Genomic DNA, 25,856 nt, shown 5'->3' with positions numbered 1-25,856 from the left:
TAAAAATATCAAAAATGAAAAAAATTATATACAGCCTGCTAATGGGTTTCACCATCATTGTTGGTGCCTATTCATGTAAAGAATCGCAGATAGAAGATTTGAAAATACCCGATCCGGCTGGTAAAAGTATTACCGGCGAGGGGATTGTGGTAGGCAATGTAACTATGGATAACCAGTTTGTGAAAGTGCCTTTCAAAATTTCCCTTTCCGGAATGGCTGAAGAAGCTTTTCAGGTGGGTTTAACCTTAAATAACGATACCGTTACCCAGTTAATTGGTAATGGTGGGCTAACCAATGCCATCCTGATGCCATCGGCTGCGGTAGAATACCCAAATGTAATTAATGTAGCTTATGGTACCGACAATGCCGAAGGTGTAGCCATTGTGCGCAGATCGGTATTGGAGCGTTATCTGGGCAAGAAAGTGGTTTTTGCTTTGAAATTATCAGCCCCGGGAAAAGGTAATAAAATTGCCAATGGTAAATCAACCATTCTGGTTATCATTAATACTTCCGATTTATTAAAACAAAGTGATGTGCATTTCCTTACCTTTCAAGGCGGAGGCACTTACACCGTAACGCAAGGGCCAAATTATCAGGTTGGGCCTGCCGGGGTTACCATTCCTTTAATTATCAGTTTAGATAATGCCCCTACAACAGCCTTTAACGTAAAAGTTAAAGATAATATCGATACCATTGCCACCTTACTTTCAGCTGGTACGCTTACAAACGCTGTTCACCTGGCCGCTAAAGATTTTAGCCTCGATACTTTGATAAGGTTTAACACCGGGGCAAGCAGTGCAACAGTAAGGTTATCTATTCCTTGGCCAGTTTTTGATGCCAACATCGTAGCCAATAAAAAATTTGCTTTTGCCCTGAGCCTTAGCGACAATACCAACCATGTTATTCACCCTACAAAAGGCAAGGTTATTGTGGTAGTAGATCCGAGCGTAAACCTCGATAACAACTCACCAATTATTGGTAACGGTACCGGCTTAATTGCAAAATATTACACCAATACCCAGCTGGCACCAGATGATGGCCGTGAGCCTTTTGCTACCCGTATTGATGGTACAATCGAGTTTTCAGGCGATGGCTGGCCTGATAATGTGAAAAATACAGCTGGAGCATCTTTAAGCCGCGATAATTTTGCTACAAAATGGTCGGGCGAATTTTTGGCACCGGTAAGGGGCGATTATATTTTCTATCAAACCCGTTGGGATGATGGATCGCGTTTATACATTAATGGTAAAGCTGTTATTGACGATTACACCACGCAGTGGGATAAACCAGAAAGAAAAGCAACTGTTCGTTTAGAGCGCGGTATTAAATACAGAATTGAAGCACACCACCGCGAAAATGTGGGTGGCCAGCAAGCTTATCTCGAGTATGAAGTGCCATCAGCAGGTATAACAGGTAAACGTGCCATTCCAAAAACACAATTATTTCCAACCCCATAAACATAAATAGATATGAAAAGTAACATGAAAAGATTATTCAACATCTGTGCGCTTTTACTGCTTATCGTTGTGTTAACGGTAAAATGCAAAAACAGCGATACCGAGGAAGTTGTTCCGGTGGTAGAAGAGCCAAAACCATTGGTAGCTTTCGATTATAAAATACCAGACCCAGCAAAATACCAGGAGGTGCAGTTTACAGCCGATCCGAAAAATTATAAAACCTTGTTGTGGCAGTTTGGCGATGACAGTACTTCGGTTGAAGTTTCGCCCAAACACGTATACCGCTTTCCGGGTACTTACCGGGTGATTTTAACGATCCGTAATGGACAGGGCTACTCTGCAACTAAAGAGATTAACCTGAAAGTGGTTGACCCTAACTTCGACCCAACCAAATACGGCGAAAACTACATGAAAACCATTGGTGGTAAATTTTCGGTTAACCTCGAGGCTGGGGCAGGCCCCAATTCTGCTGAGGGATCTAGTAAACTGGTCGATCAGGATATCAATACCAAATTCTTACAGGCAGGTTTTGATGGCACGCAACGCTGTACTTTCGAGCTCAATACACCGCAAGTTGTGGGTGCTTATACCATGACATCGGGTAATGATGCCGCCGATCGCGACCCGAGATACTGGATTTTACAGGGATCGTTAGATGGTATTCAGTTCACCGATCTGCATACCGTAACCGTGTGCCCATGGGCAAATGAAAATAGTGGAGTAAGTAGAAAGCAAACCAAGCTTTTCCACTTCGACAATTACATCGCCTATAAGTTTTACAGGCTGTACATCAAATCGAACAGGGGTAGCCGTATATTCCAGCTGGCAGAATGGACCATCAACAAAAAACAACCATAAATTAATATTCTCTCCACACCATTTGAAGATACATGAGGCCTAAAAACTTCATGTATTTTTTTTGAGCAGATTTTTCTGAGGTTCAACGATTAAATTTAATTGTCAGTTAGACAATTAAAGTCTGAAATTACTCGTCTATTTAAATTATATTTTATACTTTAGTAAAACGTTTAACTAAGCTGTTTCTAACCAGAATATAAATTTCAAAATACACACACAGATCATGAACAAAACCAAAACTTTAAAATTTTTAGGCTTACTCGGCTGCATGTTTGCAGGTGGTTTGCTCAAAGCGCAGGATCGAAAGGCACCAGCCTATCCTTTAATTACGCACAATACTTATTTCAGCATCTGGTCTAACACCGATAAATTAAACGAATCGTCTACCCAGCACTGGACAGGTGCCGAGCATTCGCTTTTAGGGCTTATTAATGTTGATGGCAATATTTACCGCTTTTTAGGCAAAGAGGCTACCAATTACAAAACCATTGTACCCGCTTCTGACGAAAAGGGCTTTCAGGTAAATTATACTGAAACTGAACCACAAGGCGATTGGAAAGCTGAAAATTATAATGCAGCTAGCTGGAAAACCGGTGCTGCTCCTATTGGTGATGACGCTAAAACCGTTAAAACCTTATGGAAATCGCACGATATTTGGGTGCGCCGAACATTTAATGTGGCCAACCCGAAATCAATAAATGAGTTGTTCTTAAAAATAAACCACGACGATAATATCGAGGTTTTCCTGAATGGCAAGAAAATTTATACCAAAGAAGGCTGGACAAATACCTTCCAGTATGTGGCTTTAAGTAATAGTGATAAAAGTGCATTAAAAGCAGGTTCGAATGTAATTGCTATTCATTTAATTAACACGGCTGGTGGTCGTTACCTCGATTTTGGTCTCGTTGATAAATTAAAAGACAATGCCGAAAAAGTACAACTGGCCAAGCAAAAAAGTGTCGATATTAATGCTACACAAACCATTTACAACTTTACCTGTGGCAAAGTAGATTTAAAATTAACCTTTACTTCGCCATTGTTAATGAACGATTTAGGTTTGTTTGCACGTCCGGTTTCTTACGTTTCCTATCAGGTTAAAGCAAACGATGGCAAAACGCACCAGGTTAAGGCTTATTTAAGTGCTTCGACCAATATTGCCGTTTACCGTCCTTCGCAAGAGGTAACAACCAGTAAATACAACACGCCGAAATTATCGGTATTAAAAGCCGGTACGGTAGAGCAGCCAGTGTTACAAAAAGCGAGTGATGACATGCGCATTGACTGGGGTTATTTTTATGTGGCGGCACCAAAAACCAGTAACGCCATCCAGTTTGTAACTGCCGAAAAAGATGCAGCCGATGCTTTCAGAAACGGAAATGCTGCTTCAACAGCTAAACAAGGCAAAATGCTGGCCCTAAATACGATTATTCCATTTGGTGCGGTAGGCAAAGCAGCTGTAGAAAAATATGTTGAGTTGGCTTACGATGAAATTTATTCGGTACAATACTTTAACCAGAATTTAAGGCCCTGGTGGAATACTTCTGGTAAAGAAACCATCGAAGGACAGTTAACTGCTGCTGCTAACGAGTACAAAACAGTTATAGCCAAATGCGAAGCCTTTAACAAATCGGTGTATGCGGATGCATTAAAATCGGGTGGAAAAGAATATGCCGATTTATGTGTTTTAGCTTACCGCCAAAGTATTGCTGCACACACATTGGTAAAAAGTCAGCATGGCGAACTTTTATGGTTATCAAAAGAAAACAATAGCGGTGGTTTTATCAATACCGTTGATGTTACCTATCCATCGGCACCGCTGTACCTCATTTACAACCCACAATTGTTGCAAGGTATGCTAAACGGTATTTTTTATTTCAGCGAAAGCGGAAAATACCCGCACCCATGGGCAGCACATGATTTAGGTACTTATCCTTTGGCAAATGGTCAAACTTATGGCGAGCCTATGCCGGTTGAAGAATCGGGCAATATGATTATTTTAACCGCAGCCATTGCTAAGGCACAAGGCAATGCCGATTACGCCAAAGCGCACTGGAAAACATTAACCACCTGGGTTGATTATTTAACCAAAGAAGGCTTAGATCCAAAAACGCAATTGTGTACCGATGATTTTGCTGGTCACCTGGCGCGTAATGCCAATTTATCGGTTAAAGCCATTGTAGGTATTGCCTGCTATGCGCAAATGGCGCAAACTTTAGGTTATAGCGATGTTGCTAAAAAATACCGCGACATTGCCGAAAGCATGGTACCTAAATGGATGGAAATGGCCGATGCAGGCGATCACTATGCTTTAACCTTTGACAATAAAAATACCTGGAGCCAGAAATATAACCTGGTATGGGATAAGGTTCTGGATTTAAATCTCTTCCCTCAGAAAATTTATGATACCGAAACCAAGTATTACCTGACTAAACAAAACCGGTATGGTATTCCGTTGGATAGCAGAAAAGCCTACACTAAAAACGACTGGATTTTGTGGACGGCTACATTTGCGCCAACACGCGAGGAGTTTGAAGCTTTGGTACATCCGGTTTACAAACACGCTATCGAAACCGAATCAAGGGTGCCATTAAACGATTTTTACGATTCGAACACTGGTATCCGCGATAATTTTAAAGCCCGTAGTGTTATCGGCGGTTTTTACATGAAAATGTTTGCCGATAAACTAAAAGCCAAATAAGATTTAATTTATTACCCTTTAAATTAACAATCGAAGGTCCTGCATTGGTGCAGGGCCTTTTTTAATGAAATGGTTTTTGATTAAACAAGTAATTGCATGTTTAGCTCAGCGACTCCCGTCGCGTTTTAATTCGTTGCAAACGAATAGCTATTTACGCGCTCGTTAGAAACGAGCGTTAGCGTAATTTGTAACGAGGATGAACGGGATCAGCGATTTTATCGCTGTTAATAGAGAATCAAAACTCAAATTCAAGCTGGTTATTCTCCCTTTTTTCGATTTCGGTACCATCATAAAAGCGCGACAAAGTAATCCCCAGTAATCTTACCTTCGACGCCCCCAGTTCTGCTTCTTCAAGCAATTTTATGGCTTCTTTGTACATTACTTCTGCCTGATGGATTGGAGTAAGGAACGATCTGCTCCGCGTAATCAGTTTAAAATCGGCAAATTTTATTTTCAAAGTAATCGTTTTGCCACTCAGCTGGTATTTTTCCAGGCGTTTACTTACCGTTTCACTAATCTGTTTCAGCAGATCGTGCATTACCGCATCATCATTGGTATCTTCAGGCAAGGTATCTTCTGCACCAACCGATTTCGCCTCGCGGTTTGCCCTCACCGGCCGCTCGTCAATGCCACGTACAATTTTGTAATAAAACATGCCCGATTTACCGAACTGGGCAATAAGCTGTGCTTCAGTTAATTTTTTTAGGTCTGCCCCGGTATTAAGCTGCATGGCTTTCATTTTAGCGGCAGTTACTTTACCCACACCAAAGAATTTTTCGACCGGCAGCTTTTCCATAAAAGCTTTAATTTTCGATGGGCCGATAAAAGTTAAACCATCGGGTTTATTCATATCAGATGCTACCTTGGCCACAAATTTATTTGTTGATACCCCTGCAGAGGCCGTTAAATTCAGCTCATTTTTAATGGCATCTTTGATTGATTGGGCAATATCGATTGCCGATCCAATACCCAGTTTATCTTCGGTAACATCCAGATAAGCTTCATCTAAAGATAAAGGTTCAATTAAATCAGTGTACCTGCTAAATATTTCCCTGATGGCTTTCGAAGCCGCAGTATAAGCATCAAACCGGGGATACACAAAAATAGCCGTCGGACATAACTGATAGGCTTTACTGGAAGGCATGGCCGAGCGGATGCCATATTGCCGGGCTTCGTAACTTGCCGTAGATACCACCCCGCGGCTGTCGGGCTTGCCACCAACTACAAGCGGTTTTCCGCGGTATTCCGGAAAATCACGCTGCTCTACCGACGCATAAAAAGCATCCATATCGATATGGATAATCTTTCTTAAAGCTATGGTAGTTTCTTCAGACATTGGGATGAAATAAATTTCGCTATTTTTTTTAGCATTATTGAAATAGAATTTTTTTCTTTACAAAATATGGAAAGATCGATCCGCTTTTATAAGAATGCCAAACACGAATGGTATGCCGATATTCCGGAATGGGCAGGGGCCTTAGATGAGCTGCAAATGGTAGAAGGGGCCGATGATTTGTTAAACTGGATAGCCGCATCGACTGGTGAATGTAAATTGCTGCTTGCAGATGAACATTTTGAGCAGGCCGAAATTTTAGAGCTGGTTTACGTTCGTGAAGAGAACCTGGGTGCTGGTGGCGATTATATCTTAGAAACCTTTAAAGGTGATGTTAAAAACCACAGGCTTTGGCTTTGCCATGTTACCGAATTTGTATTTAAACAATTGCCCGAACGAATCTATTTTAAAGAGATAAGTGTTGATTGAAAAGACCCAAACATTTATCATTAAGAAATGAAGGATATTAAGAATAATAGCGCTTATTAAAGTCAATGAATATTTAAATGCCCTCAATTGCCTTATATGGTAAAGTAATGAGTAAAAACTTAGTTTAAAAGATGATCAACCTTATTGAGCAGTGAATCCATTTCGAAGGGCTTTTCCATAAAATCGTTAGCACCGGCGTCCATAGCAGATTGCCTGATATCCCTGCTGGCAGAAATCATCAGTATTGGAATTTCGCGGTATCGCGGATCATTTTTAAGCTGCTTACAGATATCCCTTCCGTCGTAACCACTCATCCAGATATCGAGCATTATTAAATCTGGTTTATTTTTCACCGCATCTATTACCGCCCCGCCGTCATAAGTATAGTCAACCTCATAGCCCATCACCTCCAAAATCATCGTCACAGCGTCAACAATGCCTTCGTCATCGTCTGCAATGAGTATTTTCTTATTTCTCATTTTGTAGTTTTATATCCATTCAGTTCCTGTTATGCATTTTTAAAAGCAAACATGAGCATTAACCTTTTATTATTAATAGCTAAAATCTGTTTTTTGTTTTAAAAATATAAATATTTATTTGTCGGTTTTGAGGCTTTAAAAATGATATAATTTATTGAAAAAACCAGTAAATCTGATCAGTTTTAATAAAGCTTTTGTTGCACCTATTAATTTTTTAGCCCAGCTGAACAGATAATTTTGCGTCGCGTATAAATTATTTAGGATTTTTATACTTTATATTTACAGCATTAATTCAGGTTAATTGAATTTAGTGGCCAAATGGATAGTATTAATATTAAGAAGTTAGCGGAGGCTTTAAATTTATCTACTTCAACAATTTCGAGGGCGTTCAGGGATAATAGCGACATTAATGTGGCTACCAAAGAACGTATATTAGCCAAAGCAAAAGAATTAAACTATCAGCCCAATCATTACGCCAGCAACTTGCGCGAGCAAAAAAGTAAAACCATTGCGGTTATCGTGCCCGAGCTGGCCAACAACTATTTCTCGCAGGCCATTCATGGCATTGAGCGTGTAGCACGCGAAAACGGTTATCATATCCTCATCTACGTAACAGATGATGAATATAAAAAAGAAGTTAATTTTATCCGTCACTTGCACAATGGCAGGGCCGATGGCATTATCATGTCGGTATCGGGCGAGGCCAACGACCATAATTACCTGAATAAATTTGGCGCAAAACGTTTGCCTCTGGTATTTTTCGACAGGATTTACGAAGATATTGAAACCCCGCGGGTAATTACGAACGATTACAACAGTAGTTTTCTGGCTACTGAGCACTTGATAGAGCAGGGGTGTAAGCGCATTGCCTACCTGGTGGTGAACAAAAGTTTATCTATCGGTAAAACCCGTATGCAGGGCTATATCGATGCGCTGGCCAAACATGAGGTGCCATTTGATGAGCATTTGATTGTAGATTGCAGCAACAGCTATGAAGAAAATAGTGTGATCATTAAAGAGGCTTTGACCGAATTAAAGCCCGATGGTGTTTTTACTTCGGTAGAACGTTTGGCCTTTGCTACTTACTATGCCTGTTACGATTTAAAAATCAATATTCCGACTGATTTAAAAGTGATCAGTTTCTCTAGTCTGGAAATTGCACCGTTGCTAAATCCTTCACTTACCACCATCACTCAACCCGCGACAGAAATAGGGGAAGAGTCGGCCCGATTACTGTTCTCCATTTTAGATAATAATGAAGATAAAAACACCCCGAATGAGGTAGTTTTAAGCTCAAAAATTATCGCCCGGAATTCGACTTCAAAAGGCTAAAAAACAGCTCAAAAATTCCCCAATTTTTCAGCTCAAAAATTTCAAAAATTTTCGACACTTAGTGTAAAATACGCAGAATTTCGACTCGTTTTCGGGAACGTTCCCGAAAATTGACTTTAAAATGATCCCGGTTTTTCGGGAACGTTCCCGAAAAATCCGTTAAAAATAGCTTAGTGTAAAAAATACACTTAATTTTTGAATTTAACAATTTTAATTAATTGATTTTCAGATGATTAATAATTTAACAATTATTTAACGTGACTTTTAGTTATGTCGAAAAATGATTTTTATGACCGGAAATTATCAGCCGAAAAACAGCCCGAAATATATTTTTTAAATAAATTTTGAAATGTCGTTACGGGCTGTAAATTAGTCCTATGTGTAAATCACTATAATATTTAACCAAATTTTTATACTTAAACGAGCTTCAAATATGAGAGTATTTTACCTGTTAAAACAGGGGCTTTTGGTGCTGTTAGTTTTTTCAGCATTAATGGTAAAAGCACAAACCGGATCGGTGTCTGGAAAGGTGCTTGACGAAACCGGCTTGCCATTACCTGGTGCTTCCGTAGTTATTAAGGGAACAACCAGAAGTACAGCAACAGACGCAAATGGTGTTTTTAAACTGGCAGGATTATCGAATGGTTCGGTAACCCTATCGGCCAGTTTTATCGGTTATCAAACCCTCGATAAAACAGTTAGCGTTTCGGCAAATGCTACTGTAAATTTTCAATTGGTACCCGATGCCCAAAAACTCAACGAAGTGGTGGTAATTGGTTACGGTACAGCCGAAAAGAAAAACCTGACGGGATCTATCACTACGGTAAATGCCAAAGATTTTCAGAAAGGTACCATTACTACTCCTGAGCAATTGATTCAGGGTAAAGTAGCCGGGGTTAACATTGTTTCCAACAGTGGTCAGCCAGGTGTGGGTAGCACCATCCGTATCCGTGGAGGTGCATCGCTTAATGCCAGTAACGATCCTTTGGTGGTAATTGATGGGGTACCTTTCAGCGGTAACTCAATTGGCAACGCACCAAGTCCGCTATCGTTGGTTAACCCGAACGATATTGAAACTTTTACCGTTTTAAAAGATGCCAATGCAACGGCTATTTACGGTTCGCGCGCCTCGAACGGGGTAATTTTAATTACCACTAAAAAAGGTGCTTCTGGTGCTCCGGTAATTAATTTCAGTACCAACAACTCTATCGCTACGGTAGCTAAAAAAGTAGATATTTTATCATCCGATCAAATCCGCAGTTTTGTAAATGCCAATCCAAATGCTTCTTATGATGATGGCAAGAAATTTACCGCTTTACTGGGCAGTTCAAATACCGACTGGCAGGATGAAATTTATCAGAATGCTTTCTCAACCGATAACAGCTTAAGTATTGCCGGTTCGTTTAAAGGCGTACCTTACCGTGTTTCGGCAGGTTATTTAGATCAGCAAGGACTTTTATTAACCGATCATTTTTCGCGTGGAACTGGTGCTATCAGCATTTCACCTAAATTATTTCAGGATCACTTAAAAATCGATCTGAACCTGAAAGGTGCTTTAACCGAATCGCATTTTGCCAATTCGGGTGCTGTAGGTTCGGCTATTCAATTCGATCCAACGCAATCGGTAACTGCCAACAATAATTTTGGTAACTATTTCGAATGGTTAAGAAGCGATGGTTCGGTAAACCCGAATGCACCGCGCAACCCGGTAGCTTTAATCAGGCTTAACGATAACAATGGTAAAGCCGAAAGAAGTTTTGGAAATGCACGTTTCGATTATTCTTTCCACTTTTTACCTGAATTACATGCCAACTTAAATTTAGGTTATGATATTTCTAAAGGTTATGGTTCAGTACGTGTTCCGGTTTTTGCAGCACAAAGTGTGGCTACCCAAGGTTCTTACACCCGCTCTTTAAACACAGAAACCAATAAGCTTTCTGAGTTTTACTTAAATTATGCCCATACTGCGGCCAGTATTAAAAGCCGTTTCGATGTAACTGCCGGTTACGGTTATTACGACAATTCTAAAACCGGTTACAATTTCCCATCGTACAAAGGAACAGGTGAGGTATTGGTAAATCCGGTTTTCCCTTTCTCTACCGATCGCGATAAATTGCTTTCGTACTATGGCAGGTTTATTTATACTTTGGCCGATAAGTATATCTTATCTGGTACTTTAAGGGCCGATGCTTCTTCTAAATTCTCAGAGAAAAACCGTTGGGGCTATTTCCCTTCAGCAGCCTTTACCTGGAGAATTTCGAACGAAAACTTCCTGAAAAACAGCGAATCAGTATCTGACCTGAAATTGCGTTTAAGCTACGGACAAACTGGTAATAAAGACGGTATCGGTTATTACGATTACCTATCGAAATACTATGCTAACAGCAACACCGGTCAATACCAGATTGGTAATACTTTCTACAATTATTACACGCCTGCTGCTTACGATCCTGATTTGAAATGGGAAACTACAACCACTTACAACGCAGGTTTGGATTACGGTTTTATGAAAGGGCGTTTATACGGAAGTATCGATGTGTACTACAAAAAAACCTCCGATTTGTTAAGCAAAATCAATATTCCGGTAGGTACCAACTTTAACAACGAATTAACCACCAATGTGGGTAATATGGATGTGAGAGGTGCTGAGGCCAGCTTAAATTTCGCAGCTATTAAAACCGAAAATACGAGCTGGGATTTAGGTGTAAATGTTGCTTACAACAAAAGAAAGGTAACCAACCTAACGCTTAACCCTGATCCGGCTTCGAAAGTGGGCGCTGGTGATATTACCGGTGGTACTGGTGTAACTTTAAAATACAATGCGGTTAATCAGATTCCAGGATCATTTTATGTGTACAAACAGGTTTATAATGCTGATGGCAAACCATTGGAAGGTGTTTATGAAGACTTGAACAAGGATGGCGTAATTAATACAAGCGATCAGTATTTCTATAAAGCTCCTGATCCGAACATCACACTAGGCTTCAATACTACTTTTTCCTATAAAAAATGGAGCTTTACCACTTCACTTAGAGCCAACTTTGGCAACTATGTGTACGATAACGTTTCATCAAACTTTGGGATCAGATCGAACATCTTAAGTCCATCGGGGGTAATCAACAACGCATCGACTGATTTCTTATCAACCAATTTCCAGAACAACCAGTTCCTGAGCGATTACTATGTTAAAAATGCTTCGTTCCTGAAAATGGATAACGCAGGTATTTCTTACAACGCGGGTAAATTATCTAAAAACGGAAATACAACGTTAAGAATTTCGGCAAACTGTCAGAACGTTTTCACGGTTACAAACTACAATGGAATTGATCCTGAGCTGAGCAGTGGTATCGATTACAACCTGTATCCACGTCCACGTACATACACTTTAGGTTTAAATGTTGGTTTTTAATAAAGAGAGAGAAATGAAAAATTCATTTAAAACGATATTGGCATCAGGTATTTTATTGTTGTCATTAAATTCATGCAAAAAAGGAGACCTGAACGTTTTGCCTACCAACGATGTAACTTCGGCAAGCGTTTATGCTACTCCGGCTGGTTATAAACAAAGTTTGGTTAAATTGTATGCTGCCTACGCATTAACCAGTTCAACCGGATCAGATAATAGCGATATCGGCGGGTTAAACTCTGGTTTTGCAGACTTTTTACGCTTATTCTGGACTTCGCAGGAGCTGGTAACCGATGAGGCCATCTGCGCCTGGGGTGATACCGGTATTCCGGAACTGGACTACGGTATACCAAGTGTAGATAACCAGTTTTTAAGAGGTTTATACTCAAGAAGTATTTTACAAATCACGGTTTGTAACGAATTCCTGCGCGAAAGCACTCCAGAAAAACTGGCCTCGCGCAACATTACTGGCGCTGATGCTACAGCCATTGCGAAATACCGTGCCGAAGCCCGTTTCCTACGTGCTTACCAATACTGGGTATTGTTAGATGCTTTTGGTAACCCGCCATTCGTTACCGAAAACGACGAGATTGGTAAAGTAGCTCCAAAACAAATTCAAAGAGCAGCTTTATTCGCTTATGTAGAATCGGAACTTAAAGCAATTGAAGGTGATTTAGCTGAACCGCGCGCCAATGAGTATGGCCGTGCCGATAAAGGTGCAGACTGGGCTTTACTTGCCAGGTTATATTTAAATGCACAAGTGTATACTGGTACTGCTAAATATACCGAAGCTATCACTTATTCAAGCAAAGTAATTGCTGCTGGTTATAGCTTAAAAGCCAATTACATGGACCTTTTTAAGGCTGATAACAACATCAATAATACCGAAAACATCCTGACCATAAATTATGATGGGGTAAACGGTACCAACTATGGCGGTACTACTTTCTTAATCAATGCTGGTATTAATGCCGATATGGGTACTGCATCTTATGGCGTGCCAAGTGGTGGCTGGGGTGGCAACAGAACCCGTCAGAATTTGCCTGCCTTATTTCCAGATGCCAATGGCAGCGCCGATAAACGCGGTACTTTCTTTGGTGCAAAAAGCGCGGTAGATGAAATTGGTGTATTTACTGACGGTTTGCGTGTAACCAAATTCAAAAACGTAACTTCAACTGGTGTAACACCTGCATCATTAAACGGTACTTTCAGCTCGCTTGATTTTGCCTTATTTCGTTTGGCAGAGCAATATTTAATTTATGGCGAAGCGGTTGCCCGTGGTGGTTCTGGTGGTACTGCTGCTCAGGCATTAACCTATGTAAATGCGTTACGCCAGCGTGCTTATGGCAATGCCAATGGTAATCTTACCACAGCTGCTTTAACGGTCGATTTTTACCTGGATGAACGTGCGCGCGAGTTGTACTGGGAAGGACACCGCCGTACAGATTTGGTACGTTACGGAAAATTTACCGGTTCTACTTACCTATGGCCATTTAAGGGCGGCGTTAAAGCCGGAACTTCAATTCCAGCACACCGCAACATTTACCCGATTCCGGCAGCAGATTTAATTGCCAACCCGAATCTGGTTCAAAACACAGGTTATTAATCTTCATATTTAATAAAAGATGAAATCAATATTTTTCAAAACCTTAGCCTTTTGCTTCCTGGCTTTATCGCTTTGGTCGTGCAAAAAAGATGAAACCCAAACGGTTTCGGTGGTTGGGACGGCAGGAACATTAACTGCTTCTACAACTGCATTGAATTTGGTACAAGCCAATGGGGCGCAAACAGCGGTTACCTTAAGCTATCCGCTGGCTACTTCAAGTGGTTATGTGGTACCGGTAAATACTACCTTACAATTTGCTTTAAAGGGTACCAACTTTGCAGCACCGAAAGAGATAGTGGTTACCACTAAAACCTATGCACCTACTGTTACCGAAATCAACAACATGATTTTAGCCTTAGGTGGAAAAATTGGTGTAGCTGCCCAGGTAGAAGTACGCTTAAAATCGGGAGCTGCAGTAAACGATTTAACTTATTCCAATATCATTACACTAAGCGCTACGCCATATTTAGCATCTGCATGGATTTATGTGCCAGGTAACTATCAGGGCTGGAACCCGGCAACTGCCGATAGTTTGGTTTCATTAACCAGCAACGGCATATATATTGGTATTATCAAATTTGATGGTAGCAATTTTAAAATTACACCAGAGAAAAAATGGGATGTAGCTTATGGCGATGCTGGTGGTGGTGCAATCAGTACTTCTGGGGGCGATATCGCTTCAGGTGTTGCCGGCTTAAAACAGGTAACGGTTAACCTTACTGCTAAAACTATCAAAATAGAAGATACTAAAGTTTGGGCCGTTATTGGCGATGCAACTCCTGGTAAATGGGATACAGATACCGACATGAAATTTATCAACGATGGTAAAGGAACCTGGAAAGTAACCACCAACCTTACAGCAGGTTCAATTAAATTCAGACAAGACCATAAGTGGGATGTTAACCTGGGTGGCAGCGGTGGTAATTTAACAGCTGGTGGCGCTGATATTGCAGTAGCTGCAGCAGGTAATTATACCATTACACTCGATGTAACCGGTAGTAAATATACCCTTGTTAAAAATTAATCATTAACTAAAATCGCCCTGTAAGGATCGTTTTGATCTTTGCAGGGTTTTTTTAACCTTTTAAAGTTTAAGCATGATCAGATTTCTTACCTCAGCAATTTTTTCTTCCGTTCTTTCTTTAAATAAAAATGCTCAAACTAAAATCCAGTCTAAAACCAAACCGACCGGATTAAAAAAAATATTCATTATTCTGGTGCTGCTATCGTCTAGTACCAGTCTCTTTGCCCAAAAATTAGAACGTATTGAACCCATGTTCTGGTTTACCGGCATGCAAAACCCTAAATTACAATTATTGGTACATGGCGATCAGATTGCCCGTACAACCGTAACCTTAAATTATCCTGGCGTTAAACTCGTTAAGGTAAATAAAGTAGAAAATCCAAATTACCTTTTCCTCGATTTAAGCCTTTCGGCAACCGTAAAATCGGGAACGTTCCCAATTAACTTTCTCGTAAACGGCAAAAAAATATTCAGTTACAGCTACGAATTAAAAACCCGCGATAAAAGCGCAGGCCGGATTCAAGGCGTAACGCAAAAAGATTTCATTTACCTGTTAATGCCCGATCGCTTCGCCAATGGCGATAAAACCAATGATGTGGTGAAGGGCTTAAATGAAACCGCCTTAAACCGCGATAGCATGTACTACCGCCACGGCGGCGACATACAAGGAGTGATGAATCACCTCGATTACCTGAAAGATTTAGGCGTAACTACCGTTTGGATGACCCCGGAGGTAGAAAACGATATGGCTCAGGCTTCTTATCATGGCTATGCCGTAACCGATCACTATAAAATCGATCCGCGTTATGGAACGAATGCGCTTTACAAACAATATGTAGCTGCTGCCCACGCCAAAGGTATGAAAGTGATTAAAGATATTGTACACAACCATATTGGCACCCAGCACTGGTTTTATAAAGATTTACCGATGAAAAGCTGGTTAAACCAATGGCCAAAATATACCCAAACCAGTTACCGCGATCAAACCGTAATGGATACCCATGCCGCTACTGCCGACCGCAAGCAAATGCTGAATGGCTGGTTTGTACCTTCGATGCCCGATTTAAACGAGCAAAATCCTTATGTCCAAAATTACCTGACCCAAAATCACATCTGGTGGATTGAATATGCAGGTATCGACGGACTGCGTTTAGATACCTATCCTTATAACGACCCGGCTTACATGGCCGATTGGGCCGTTAAAATTAAAGCAGAGTTTCCTAGGCTGTCGATTTTTGGCGAAACCTTTGTAAACGGTGTTGCTAACCAGGCCTTTTTTACCCAGGGCAATACCGTAAACCGCGGTTTCGATACACATTTGCCAGGCATTACCGATATGGCCGTTAAAGATGCCATTTACGAAGCTTTGAACGGCAAAAACGGCTGGACAGATGGCATTAACCGGTTATACGATGTAGTTGCGCACGACTTTTTATACCAGGATCCAACCCGCAATTGCATTGCACTCGATAACCACGATATGAGCCGTTTTTACTCGGTAGTGAACGAAGATTTCGATAAATATAAAATGGGGATGGCCATCTTATTAACCATGCGCGGTATCCCGCAAATGTACTATGGCACCGAAATTCTGATGAAAAACTTCTCCAATCCTGATGGTCTGGTACGCTCTGATTTTCCAGGTGGATGGGAAGGTGACAAAAAAGATAAGTTCGTGGCCGATGGTCGCACAGCAAAAGAAAACGAAGCTTTCAATTTTGTTAGAACGCTGGCCAATTTCCGTAAAAATAGCGCAGCCCTGCAAAACGGAAAGCTGATGCAGTTTGTACCACAGGATGATGTGTATGTGTATTTCCGCTACAATGCCGAACCAAAAGGCGCTGTAATGGTTATTGTAAACAACACAGAAAAAGAGAAATCATTAAACACCGATCGCTTCGCCGAAAGAACAACTGGCATTACAACTGCTAAAAATGTAATCTCCGGAGAGAACATCGATTTTAAAAACATTAAAGTGCCTGCCAAGACAACGTTAGTACTCGAATTAAATTAATTTATTGCCGTCGACTTCAGTCTACGGCCAGAAATAGAAAGATGCAAGAAAATCTCAAATCTCAAATCTCAGGTCTCAAATCTCAAATAAAGGCTTGTCTCTTCGATCTGGATGGCGTGCTGGTTGATACCGCCGTGTACCACTATCAGGCCTGGAAACGTTTGGCCAATACCATGGGTTTCGATTTTACCGAAGTGCAGAACGAGCAGTTGAAAGGGGTAAGCAGGGTAGAGAGTTTAAATAAGATTTTAGCCTGGGGTGGGGTAACCAAAACCGATACCGAGAAAGAAGAACTGGCTACTTTAAAAAATAGCTGGTATGTAGATATGATCACCAAAATGACTCCAGCAGAGGTTTTGCCGGGTACGGTCGAATTCCTTACAGCCATTCATCAGGCGGGTTATAAACTGGCATTGGGCTCTGCAAGTAAAAACTCGGCAACGATATTAGAAAGAACGCAACTGGCGCATTTCTTTGATGAAATTGTGGACGGTAATATGGTTACCAAATCCAAACCCGATCCCGAAGTTTTTTTAAAGGGCGCATCACTCTTAGGTTTCAAGCCAGAAGAATGCGTGGTTTTTGAGGATGCTGTAGCCGGTGTAGAAGCTGCCAAAAGAGGAGGAATGAAAGCCATTGGAATTGGTGAAAAAAGTGTGCTTACCGAAGCTGACAAGGTAGTAAGCGGATTGGATAAATTAACAGTAAAGGATTTAGAAGAATTGTAAAGGAGCAGCAAGTAAGTAGCAAGTATCAAGTGTGGTTTTATCTTGATACCTAATACCAATTACTTGATACTAACTACTTGATACTAGAAAATGAAGAATTACATTAAAGCAGATGAGTGGAACATTATCGAAGAAGGTTTTGATCCACATTTAAATAAAATTTCGGAAAGTATTTTCAGTTTAGGTAATGGCCGCATGGGGCAACGTGCCAATTTTGAAGAAACTTACACCGGCGAAACCCTGTTGGGCAACTATGTAGCAGGGGTATATTATCCCGATAAAACCCGTGTGGGCTGGTGGAAAAACGGTTATCCTGAATATTTTGCCAAAGTTTTAAATGCCGCAAATTGGGTGGGGATTGGAGTTAAAATCGACGATGAAGTACTTGATTTGGCTACTGCAGCGGTGAGCGATTTTAAACGGGTACTGAATATGCACGAAGGATACCTGGAGCGTACTTTCACTGCTAAATTAAAAAGCGGCAAGACAGTTAAAGTTAAAGCTACCCGTTTTTGTAGCATTGCCGATGATGAAGTAGGAGCAATCCGTTACAGCATTACACCTTTAAACTTCGAAGGAACCTTAACTTTAACTCCCTTTATTGATGGTGATGTTAAAAATCAGGATAGCAACTACGATGAAAAATTCTGGGATCAGGTAACTGATCAAATTTCTGGTGCTGAGGCTTATATTCAGCTAAGAACCAAGAAAACCGAATTTGAAGTTTGCACCGGAAGCCATATTCAGGTTTACCAAAACGGCCAACCGTTAGCTATTGATACTACAGAAGTACGCAAAGAAAAATTTGTAGGTCAAACTTTTGCTGTAGCGGTTAAAACAAATGAAGAAGTAACGCTGATTAAAATTGCGGCCAATTTATCTTCCGAAAATTATCCTAAAGATGCACTTTTAAAAGAAACCCAATCGGTTATTGCCAGCGCTGTAGCTAAAGGTTTCGATACCTTATTGCAGGAACAGGCTGCGGCATGGGCCACCAAATGGGAAGAAAGCGATATCGTAATTGAAGGTGATGTAGCTGCCCAGCAAGCTATCCGTTTCAATATTTTTCAATTGTTTCAAACCTATACCGGTAAAGACGACCGGCTAAACATCGGTCCGAAAGGATTTACAGGCGAGAAATACGGAGGCTCTACTTACTGGGATACTGAAGCTTATTGTGTTCCTTTTTACCTGGCAACCGCTCCGCAGGAAGTAAGTAAAAATCTGTTGGTTTATCGCCACAAGCAATTGGACAAAGCCATAGAAAATGCAGCTAAATTAGGTTTCAAAGATGGAGCAGCATTGTATCCGATGGTAACCATGAACGGAGAAGAATGCCATAACGAATGGGAAATTACCTTCGAAGAAATACACCGCAACGGCGCCATTGCTTTTGCCATTTATAACTACATCCGCTATACTGGTGATGAAAGTTACCTGGCCGACTACGGTTTGGAAGTGTTAATAAGCATTGCCCGTTTTTGGAAACAACGTGTTAACTGGAGCAACGAAAAACAGCAATATGTAATGCTTGGCGTAACCGGACCTAACGAATACGAGAATAACGTAAACAACAACTGGTACACCAATTTACTGGCTACCTGGTGCATGAAATATGCTACCGAAGCTGCTGAAATTGTACAAAAACAACAACCAGAAAAATACAACAGCCTGGTTAAAAGCTTAAGTTTCGACCAGAAAGAATTTGCTGACTGGGCCGATATTATCGAAAAGATGTACTATCCGGAAGATAAAGCGCAGGGTATTTTCTTACAGCAGGATGGTTACCTGGATAAAGAGCAGATTTTGGTTAAAGATTTACCGGCAAGCGAAAGACCAATTAACCAGAAATGGAGCTGGGATCGCATATTACGCTCGTGCTTTATTAAACAGGCCGATGTTTTACAGGGATTGTATTTCTTTGAGGAAGATTACGATTTAGAAACCATCAGGAGAAACTTCGATTTCTATGAACCGCGTACCGTTCACGAAAGTTCTTTATCACCTTGTGTGCATAGCATTTTGGCTGCCAAATTAAATGATGAAGCACGTGCTTACGAATTTTATCTGCGTACTGCCCGTTTAGATCTCGACGATTATAACAACGATACCGAAGATGGATTGCACATTACCTCTATGGCAGGTACCTGGATGAGTGTTGTAGAAGGCTTTGCAGGTATGCGTGTACGCAACGGCAAATTGCAGTTTAACCCATTCTTACCTGGCAAATGGAAATCGTTTTCTTTCACCATTGGTTTCAGGGGAGCTACTTTAAAAATTAATATTGCAGAAAACGGCATAAACATTAAAAACAACAGCACTGTAGGCTTGGAAATCGGTATCAGAAACCAATTTTATCAATTGGATGGAAATGCCGAAATTGAAGTAAATAACGCCGCGTTGGTATGATTCTAGCTGTAAAACGTAAAATGGAAAATGTATCTTTCTCAATGATCCGTCATTGCGAGGAGGAACGACGAAGCAATCTCACTAGGATAGCATGCTTTGTGTCAATTCTATTTTTACTAATTTCATCATCATCCTTTGCACAAAAACAGCCCCGAAAAATGAACGATAAACAAATCGTTATCTATCAGTTACTGCCCCGTTTATTCGGGAATAAAAATACGACCAATATCCCTTACGGCACCATTCAGCAAAATGGTTCGGGTAAGTTTAACGATATTACCGATAAAGCTTTAGATGGGATTAAAGAACTGCATGTAAACTACGTTTGGTACACTGGTGCAATTGCGCATGCCAGTTTAACCGATTATTCGGCCTACGGAATCAAGGTAGATGATGCCGATGTGGTGAAAGGAAGGGCAGGTTCGCCTTATGCCATCCGCGATTATTACGATGTAGATCCCGATTTGGCTGTCGATGTTAAAAACCGCATGCAGGAGTTTGAATCGCTGGTAAAAAGAACCCATGCTAAAAACCTGAAAGTAATTATCGATTTTGTGCCCAACCATGTGGCGCGAAGTTATCATTCTTATGCCAAGCCTAAAAATGTGGTCGATTTTGGTGAACAGGATGATGTAACACAGGGTTTTAGTGCGAAAAATGATTTTTACTACATTCCCGGACAAAAATTTCTGGTTCCGCAGCATGAACCTAAACAAACGCCGGTTGCCGTTTTGCAAGATGGAAAGTTTGATGAAAATCCCGCAAAAGCAACGGGTAACAATGTGTTTGCTGCCCAACCCAAATACGACGATTGGTTCGAAACCATTAAGTTAAATTATGGAGTTGATTATCAGAATGGAGAGAAAACTTATTTTGATCCCATCCCGCCGGTTTGGTTAAAAATGCGCGATATTTTAATCTACTGGACCCATAAAGGAGTAGATGGTTTCCGTTGCGATATGGCCGAAATGGTACCTATTGCTTTCTGGAACTGGGTGATTCCACAAGTTAAAAAGGAGAACCCTGATTTAATTTTCCTGGGCGAAGCCTATAATCCACAGGTTTACAAACAATATTTAGACGAAGGTAAATTCGATTACCTTTACGATAAAGTAGGTTTATATGATGGCTTAAAAAGGTTGATCAGGAACGAATCAAACGCTGATGTAAAAGAGATCAGTAAGGTTTGGCAGAAAGAAAGTGCCGGTTTTGGCCATCACATGTTGCGGTTTTTAGAAAACCACGATGAAGAACGTATTGCTTCATTAGGTTTTGCCGGTAAGGCTGAGCTGGCTTTACCCGCTATGGTAGTTTCAGCTACTTTAGGCGCTGGCCCCGTAATGCTTTATTTTGGTCAGGAGGTTGGTGAGCCCGGAAAAGGAGAAGAGGGTTTTGGTGGCGACGATAACCGCACTACCATTTTCGATTACTGGGGTGTACCCAACCATCAGCAATGGATGAACGGCGGTGCTTTTGATGGAGGAAAATTAACTGATGATCAGAAAAAGTTAAGGGCTTACTATCAACAACTGCTAAAGGTAACCACCAGTAGCGATGCAATTGTGCATGGCGATATTTATGAAGTTCCGTTAAGTGGAAATATGAATAACCGCATGTATGCTTTTATCCGTTACTCGGGCAAACAACGTTTGTTGGTGGTGGCTAATTTCGACAGAAAGGAAACTTTAACCGCGAACATCGAAATCCCGGATCAGATTTTAAAGGTAAAATCTTCAGACCCGGTTACAGAGCTGCTGACCAATAAAAAATTAAACATCCCTGCAGGAACGGCAATACCCGTTAAGGTTGGACCAGTTTCGGCGCAGGTAATAGCGTTTTAAAATAATGATGCATTAACCGCTAGAACGTAGAGCGCCATGCGCCATACGCTTAGCGCTTAGACTAAAGAAAATGAGCTTAAAAACAGTATTCGAGAATCCGAAATTAACACTCGTTCAGATTATCAACATGAGCGTAGGTTTTTTCGGTATCCAGTTTGGTTGGGATCTGCAACGTGCCAATATGGGCCGTATTTACGAAAACCTTGGTGCCAATCCCGATCAGGTTCCTTTATTGTTTTTAGCAGCACCGCTAACTGGTCTGTTGGTGCAACCTGTTATTGGCTACCTGAGTGATCGTACCTGGCACCCAAGATGGGGCAGGAGAAGGCCATACTTTCTAATCGGCGCCATTGTAAGCAGCATAGCCTTAATTTTTATGCCACACAGCAGTGTATTATGGATGGCTGCAGGTTTATTGTGGATTTTGGATGTTTTCGGAAATATTGCCATGGAACCTTTCCGCGCTTTTGTTACCGATAAATTGCCCGATAGTCAGGTTAACCGCGGTTTTATTATGCAAAGCATGATGATTGGCCTGGGGGGGAGCGTAGCCTCAGCCTTACCATGGATCATGAATAATATTTTCCATTTAACCAATACAGCCGAGCAGGGCAGCATTCCGGAAAATGTAAAGTTCTCTTTTTATATCGGTGCATTTTTCTTTTTTGCAGCGGTACTGTGGACGGTTTTTACCACTAAAGAATATCCTCCACAGGATGTTGATTTTAAAGAAAAAGTAAAAGCCAGCAACAAAGGTTTTGGTGGCGGTGCCAAAGAAATTTTTCAGGCCTTGCGCAATATGCCTAAAAGAATGCAGGTAGTTTCGCTGGTTCAGTTTTTTACCTGGCCAGGTTTATTTTTAATGTGGTTTTATTATACCACGGCGGTTGCGGTTAATGTCTTTGGCGGTAAAGATGCAGCCGATCCGGTTTATGCCCACGGCGCCGATTTTGGTAGTTTAACACTGGCTTATTATAGTGTAGTAACTTTCCTTTTTGCTTTAATTCTTCCTAAAATAGCCGATGCTTTAGGCCGTAAAACTACCCACGCGCTTTGTTTAATTTGTGGAGCTGTTGGCTTAATCAGTGTGGCCTGGGTGCATGATAAAAATATGCTCTATTTGTGTATGACAGGGGTTGGTATTGCCTGGGCAAGTATCCTTTCTATGCCTTATGCGATGTTAAGTGGTTCCTTACCAAAAGATAAAATTGGTATTTATATGGGTATTTTCAATTTCTTTATCGTACTGCCCGAAATTATAGCCTCGCTGGGTTTTGGCTGGCTAATGCGCAATGTATTAAATAACGACAGATTACTGGCCGTTCAGTTGGGTGGCGGTTTAATGATTCTGGCCGCTGTAATTTGCTATGTGTTTATCCGAGAAAAGAAAACTGATGAAGTATTGGCCGCTAAACTGGAAGTCGAAGAAAACAGAAGTGTTTAATCAGAATTTAATCCAAAAATAGTCACTGACTAAGTGCAAAATATTAACCACAGAGTCAACAAAGAAAAACACAGAGAAAACGGAGTCCATTTTAAGTCTCAATGTGCTCTGTGAAAACTTTGCGGCCTCGGTGGTAAGAACCAACAATAATCTAACCAAATGAAAAAAGTATTTTATCTCTTGCTGTTAGTAGCAGCAACGCATACCGCCTGCAAAAAAGCGGCTACAGATACCCCGGAGCCTACACCTGTTAATCAAACAGCCGATTTACCGGCAGGAGCCAAAGATGGCGTGGCCTTCATTAATAATGGTACTTCGGCTATTGTAACCCTATACGCGCCCGGTAAAACTTCGGTTGCGCTAATTGGCGATTTTAATAACTGGTCAGCAACGGCTTCGGTAATGAAAAAGACATCCGATGGCAATACCTGGTGGGTACAAATTGATAACCTTAACCCCGCTACCGAATATGCCTACCAGTTTGTTGTTGATGGAAACCTGAAAGTGGCCGATCCCTATTGCGAAAAAGTGCTCGATCCGGATAACGATCAATATATTGCGGCAACAGTATATCCGAACTTAAAAGCTTATCCAACAGGTAAAACAACTGGTATTGTGAGTACAATGCAGGCGAATCAGCCGGTTTATAACTGGAAAAATACCAGCTTTACCCGCCCGGATAAAAACAACCTGGTGATTTACGAATTATTGGTGCGCGATTTTACTACTGAGCACAGTTATGCATCCACGCTTGCAAAATTGGATTATTTAATTGGCTTGGGGATAAATGCTGTTGAATTAATGCCCGTTAACGAGTTTGAAGGCAATTTAAGCTGGGGCTACAATCCATCTTTTTATTTCGCACCAGATAAATATTATGGCACCAAAACGGCATTGCAAAATTTTATTGATGAGTGTCACGGTCGTGGTATTGCCGTAATTATGGATATGGTGCTAAACCATTCCTTTGGTCAATCGCCTATGGTACAGTTGTATTTTGATGGCGCTAAGCCTACTACTTCGAGCCCCTGGTTTAATGTAGATGCCAGGCATCCTTTTAATGTGGGTTATGATTTTAACCATGAAAGCCAGGCAACTAAAAAGTTTTCGAAAGATGTAATGAAATTCTGGATGCAGCAGTACAAAATAGATGGTTTCCGATTCGATTTATCAAAAGGTTTTACCCAGAAAGCTTCAACAGATGATGCGCAGTTTAGGTTGTATGATGCCGGCCGGGTGGCCATCTGGAAAGATTACAACAGTTACATCAAAAGTATCGATCCGAATTTTTATGTGATATTGGAACATTTTGCAGAAGAATCGGAAGAAAAAGTATTGGCCGACGAGGGCATGATGCTTTGGAATAACCTGAACCACGATATGAACGAGGCTACCATGGGCTGGTTAGGAGGTTCTAATTTTCAGTGGGGATTTTATACCAATCATGGTTTTACCAAATCAGAAAACCTGGTAAGTTATGGCGAAAGTCACGACGAAGAACGCCTGAATTTCAAAAACATCCGCTATGGAAATGGATCTGGTAGTTATATGATTAAGGGTAACCTCGCTACATCTTTAAAAAGGGAAGAATTGATTGCCGCATTTTTATTTGGCATGCCTGGCCCTAAAATGATCTGGCAGTTTGGCGAACTCGGTTATGATGTAAGTATCGATTTTAATGGACGCACCGGCGATAAACCCATCAAATGGGAATATTTCAGCGATCCAAGTCGCAAAGCACTGTACGATGCTTACGCCAAATTCATCAGGTTAAAGAAGAGCAACAGCATTTTTAACTCCACTAATTTCACTTACAACCTGGCTGGTGGCATTAAATACATTAAATTAACTGAAGGCAGCAACACTGTTGTGGTAGTTGGTAATTTTGATGTGGTAAACCAAAGTGCCAATATCGATTTTGGTGCGGCGGGTACATGGCTAGATGCGGTAGGCAGCAATGTTAGTCTGGCTTCGGGCATGTACACTGCAAACTTAGCACCGGGCGAATACCATATTTTTAGTAAAGTTGCTTTAAAGTAATTACAACCTCGCAGGTTTTAGAAATCTGCGAGGTTTGATATTAAAAACCTGCGAGGTTTATTAAACCGGTTGGTAATAATCTTGTTGTTTTTAGTTAATATTGCTTTAACAACAAAGCATCCTAAATGAAAGATAAATTAGCGCATCACTTACTCTGGGAACGGCTACGCGCCGGCGATAAGGATGCGTTTTTTGATCTCTATTCGGAACTTTATTACCCGCTGGTAAATTTCGGCATCAGGGTCTGTGCCGATGCCGACACTTCTGGCGAAGCTACCGATCAGGTTTTTACAACCATTTGGGAGAAGCACGAAACCTTAACCCGGGTCGACAATGTTGAAGCCTATCTTCGTACTTTTTTAAAACGTAAACTGCTGCGGATTCTGGAAAGAAAACGTAAAATCAGCGATGCGCTTTTTAATGCAGGTGCCGATGGCGACTGGATGGAAATGAGCTACGAAGAATTTATTGTTAAAGTACAAAGCGACGAACTGGTGAAACATCAGCTTAAAAGTGCTTTAGAAAAACTTACCTTCCGCCAAAAGCAACTTATCCATTTAAAGTTTTTTGATGGTTTCAGCTATGAGCAAATTGCCGAACAAACCAACCAAACCATTAAAACAGCCTACAATACCATTTACGATGCACTAAAAATATTAAGGAAAGAGTTTAAAAGCTAATCCCATGGTTGGTGACTCTAATTCCATGGTTGGTGGCCCACCAACCAACTAAGACTCTATGCCACCACCATGGCGAAT

Annotated in this window: 17 protein-coding genes; 15 read left to right on the top strand and 2 right to left on the bottom strand. The window is 41.0% G+C overall.

The genetic code is table 11. The features are described 5' to 3' along the window. Positions 1-14: 14 nt before the first annotated feature. The 3 genes from BLR37_RS22820 (at position 15) to BLR37_RS22810 (ending at position 5,013) form a co-directional block, all read left to right on the top strand. Entirely contained in the window at positions 15-1,457 is a 1,443-nt protein-coding gene (locus tag BLR37_RS22820; protein ID WP_090772714.1) for a PA14 domain-containing protein, read from the top strand. 24 nt (positions 1,458-1,481) lie between these two features. Beyond that, complete coding sequence (locus BLR37_RS22815) at positions 1,482-2,315, top strand: PKD domain-containing protein (protein WP_167356667.1); 834 nt, start codon at positions 1,482-1,484, stop codon at positions 2,313-2,315. Between the two features lie 268 nt (positions 2,316-2,583). Further along, positions 2,584-5,013 (top strand): glutaminase family protein, encoded by a 2,430-nt coding sequence (locus BLR37_RS22810; RefSeq protein ID WP_482211620.1) that lies wholly within the window; start codon positions 2,584-2,586, stop codon positions 5,011-5,013. A gap of 235 nt (positions 5,014-5,248) precedes the next feature. On the opposite strand, the gene dinB is transcribed toward BLR37_RS22810, so the two are convergent. Continuing rightward, positions 5,249-6,349: a DNA polymerase IV gene (dinB, locus tag BLR37_RS22805; protein WP_090772708.1), complete on the bottom strand. Its 1,101-nt coding sequence runs from the start codon at positions 6,347-6,349 to the stop codon at positions 5,249-5,251. Positions 6,350-6,415: 66 nt separating this feature from the next. Here dinB and BLR37_RS22800 point away from each other — a divergent pair, with 66 nt between their 5' ends. Beyond that, complete coding sequence (locus tag BLR37_RS22800; RefSeq protein WP_090772706.1) at positions 6,416-6,775, top strand: DUF6717 family protein; 360 nt, start codon at positions 6,416-6,418, stop codon at positions 6,773-6,775. A 119-nt stretch (positions 6,776-6,894) separates the two neighbouring features. On the opposite strand, the gene BLR37_RS22795 is transcribed toward BLR37_RS22800, so the two are convergent. Then, complete coding sequence (locus BLR37_RS22795; protein WP_090772705.1) at positions 6,895-7,254, bottom strand: response regulator; 360 nt, start codon at positions 7,252-7,254, stop codon at positions 6,895-6,897. A gap of 318 nt (positions 7,255-7,572) precedes the next feature. On the opposite strand from BLR37_RS22795, the gene BLR37_RS22790 reads away from it, so the two are divergent. The 11 genes from BLR37_RS22790 (at position 7,573) to BLR37_RS22740 (ending at position 25,778) form a co-directional block, all read left to right on the top strand. Next, complete coding sequence (locus BLR37_RS22790) at positions 7,573-8,586, top strand: LacI family DNA-binding transcriptional regulator (protein ID WP_090772703.1); 1,014 nt, start codon at positions 7,573-7,575, stop codon at positions 8,584-8,586. 433 nt (positions 8,587-9,019) lie between these two features. Further along, a complete protein-coding gene (locus BLR37_RS22785; RefSeq protein ID WP_090772701.1) occupies positions 9,020-11,995 on the top strand; it encodes a SusC/RagA family TonB-linked outer membrane protein in 2,976 nt (991 codons plus the stop codon). A gap of 13 nt (positions 11,996-12,008) precedes the next feature. Further along, a complete protein-coding gene (locus tag BLR37_RS22780) occupies positions 12,009-13,598 on the top strand; it encodes a RagB/SusD family nutrient uptake outer membrane protein (protein WP_090772757.1) in 1,590 nt (529 codons plus the stop codon). Positions 13,599-13,617: 19 nt separating this feature from the next. Beyond that, a complete protein-coding gene (locus BLR37_RS22775; protein WP_090772699.1) occupies positions 13,618-14,622 on the top strand; it encodes a SusE domain-containing protein in 1,005 nt (334 codons plus the stop codon). A gap of 73 nt (positions 14,623-14,695) precedes the next feature. After that, a complete protein-coding gene (locus BLR37_RS22770) occupies positions 14,696-16,636 on the top strand; it encodes a glycoside hydrolase family 13 protein (protein ID WP_090772697.1) in 1,941 nt (646 codons plus the stop codon). A gap of 41 nt (positions 16,637-16,677) precedes the next feature. After that, positions 16,678-17,364 carry a beta-phosphoglucomutase gene (pgmB, locus tag BLR37_RS22765; protein WP_090772695.1) on the top strand — a complete coding sequence of 229 codons (687 nt, stop codon included), beginning with the start codon at positions 16,678-16,680 and terminating at the stop codon, positions 17,362-17,364. A 90-nt stretch (positions 17,365-17,454) separates the two neighbouring features. Next, entirely contained in the window at positions 17,455-19,773 is a 2,319-nt protein-coding gene (locus BLR37_RS22760) for a glycoside hydrolase family 65 protein (protein WP_090772693.1), read from the top strand. A gap of 158 nt (positions 19,774-19,931) precedes the next feature. Continuing rightward, positions 19,932-21,614: an alpha-amylase family glycosyl hydrolase gene (locus tag BLR37_RS22755; protein ID WP_244154737.1), complete on the top strand. Its 1,683-nt coding sequence runs from the start codon at positions 19,932-19,934 to the stop codon at positions 21,612-21,614. 70 nt (positions 21,615-21,684) lie between these two features. After that, positions 21,685-23,058 (top strand): MFS transporter, encoded by a 1,374-nt coding sequence (locus BLR37_RS22750; protein WP_039479429.1) that lies wholly within the window; start codon positions 21,685-21,687, stop codon positions 23,056-23,058. 159 nt (positions 23,059-23,217) lie between these two features. After that, positions 23,218-25,098 (top strand): alpha-amylase family glycosyl hydrolase, encoded by a 1,881-nt coding sequence (locus BLR37_RS22745; protein WP_090772689.1) that lies wholly within the window; start codon positions 23,218-23,220, stop codon positions 25,096-25,098. 125 nt (positions 25,099-25,223) lie between these two features. Further along, positions 25,224-25,778 carry an RNA polymerase sigma factor gene (locus BLR37_RS22740; protein WP_090772687.1) on the top strand — a complete coding sequence of 185 codons (555 nt, stop codon included), beginning with the start codon at positions 25,224-25,226 and terminating at the stop codon, positions 25,776-25,778. The last annotated feature ends 78 nt before the right edge of the window (positions 25,779-25,856 follow it).

The sequence above is a fragment of the Pedobacter soli genome, from assembly GCF_900101435.1.
Classification (GTDB): domain Bacteria; phylum Bacteroidota; class Bacteroidia; order Sphingobacteriales; family Sphingobacteriaceae; genus Pedobacter; species Pedobacter soli.
The sequence above is the reverse complement of the archived record's forward strand: the minus strand, read 5'-3'. Positions and strand labels throughout refer to the sequence as shown.

What these genes read in the sequence shown, in the direction of transcription:
- BLR37_RS22780 (WP_090772757.1), top strand. Translation starts at nt 12,009, where the DNA reads ATGAAAAATTCATTTAAAACGATATTGGCATCAGGTATTTTATTGTTG.
- BLR37_RS22815 (WP_167356667.1), top strand. Translation starts at nt 1,482, where the DNA reads ATGAAAAGATTATTCAACATCTGTGCGCTTTTACTGCTTATCGTTGTG.
- pgmB (WP_090772695.1), top strand. Translation starts at nt 16,678, where the DNA reads ATGCAAGAAAATCTCAAATCTCAAATCTCAGGTCTCAAATCTCAAATA.
- BLR37_RS22745 (WP_090772689.1), top strand. Translation starts at nt 23,218, where the DNA reads ATGAAAAAAGTATTTTATCTCTTGCTGTTAGTAGCAGCAACGCATACC.
- BLR37_RS22820 (WP_090772714.1), top strand. Translation starts at nt 15, where the DNA reads ATGAAAAAAATTATATACAGCCTGCTAATGGGTTTCACCATCATTGTT.
- BLR37_RS22750 (WP_039479429.1), top strand. Translation starts at nt 21,685, where the DNA reads ATGAGCTTAAAAACAGTATTCGAGAATCCGAAATTAACACTCGTTCAG.
- BLR37_RS22800 (WP_090772706.1), top strand. Translation starts at nt 6,416, where the DNA reads ATGGAAAGATCGATCCGCTTTTATAAGAATGCCAAACACGAATGGTAT.
- BLR37_RS22740 (WP_090772687.1), top strand. Translation starts at nt 25,224, where the DNA reads ATGAAAGATAAATTAGCGCATCACTTACTCTGGGAACGGCTACGCGCC.
- BLR37_RS22795 (WP_090772705.1), bottom strand. Translation starts at nt 7,254, where the DNA reads ATGAGAAATAAGAAAATACTCATTGCAGACGATGACGAAGGCATTGTT.
- BLR37_RS22775 (WP_090772699.1), top strand. Translation starts at nt 13,618, where the DNA reads ATGAAATCAATATTTTTCAAAACCTTAGCCTTTTGCTTCCTGGCTTTA.
- BLR37_RS22760 (WP_090772693.1), top strand. Translation starts at nt 17,455, where the DNA reads ATGAAGAATTACATTAAAGCAGATGAGTGGAACATTATCGAAGAAGGT.
- BLR37_RS22810 (WP_482211620.1), top strand. Translation starts at nt 2,584, where the DNA reads ATGTTTGCAGGTGGTTTGCTCAAAGCGCAGGATCGAAAGGCACCAGCC.
- BLR37_RS22755 (WP_244154737.1), top strand. Translation starts at nt 19,932, where the DNA reads ATGAACGATAAACAAATCGTTATCTATCAGTTACTGCCCCGTTTATTC.
- BLR37_RS22790 (WP_090772703.1), top strand. Translation starts at nt 7,573, where the DNA reads ATGGATAGTATTAATATTAAGAAGTTAGCGGAGGCTTTAAATTTATCT.
- BLR37_RS22785 (WP_090772701.1), top strand. Translation starts at nt 9,020, where the DNA reads ATGAGAGTATTTTACCTGTTAAAACAGGGGCTTTTGGTGCTGTTAGTT.
- BLR37_RS22770 (WP_090772697.1), top strand. Translation starts at nt 14,696, where the DNA reads ATGATCAGATTTCTTACCTCAGCAATTTTTTCTTCCGTTCTTTCTTTA.
- dinB (WP_090772708.1), bottom strand. Translation starts at nt 6,349, where the DNA reads ATGTCTGAAGAAACTACCATAGCTTTAAGAAAGATTATCCATATCGAT.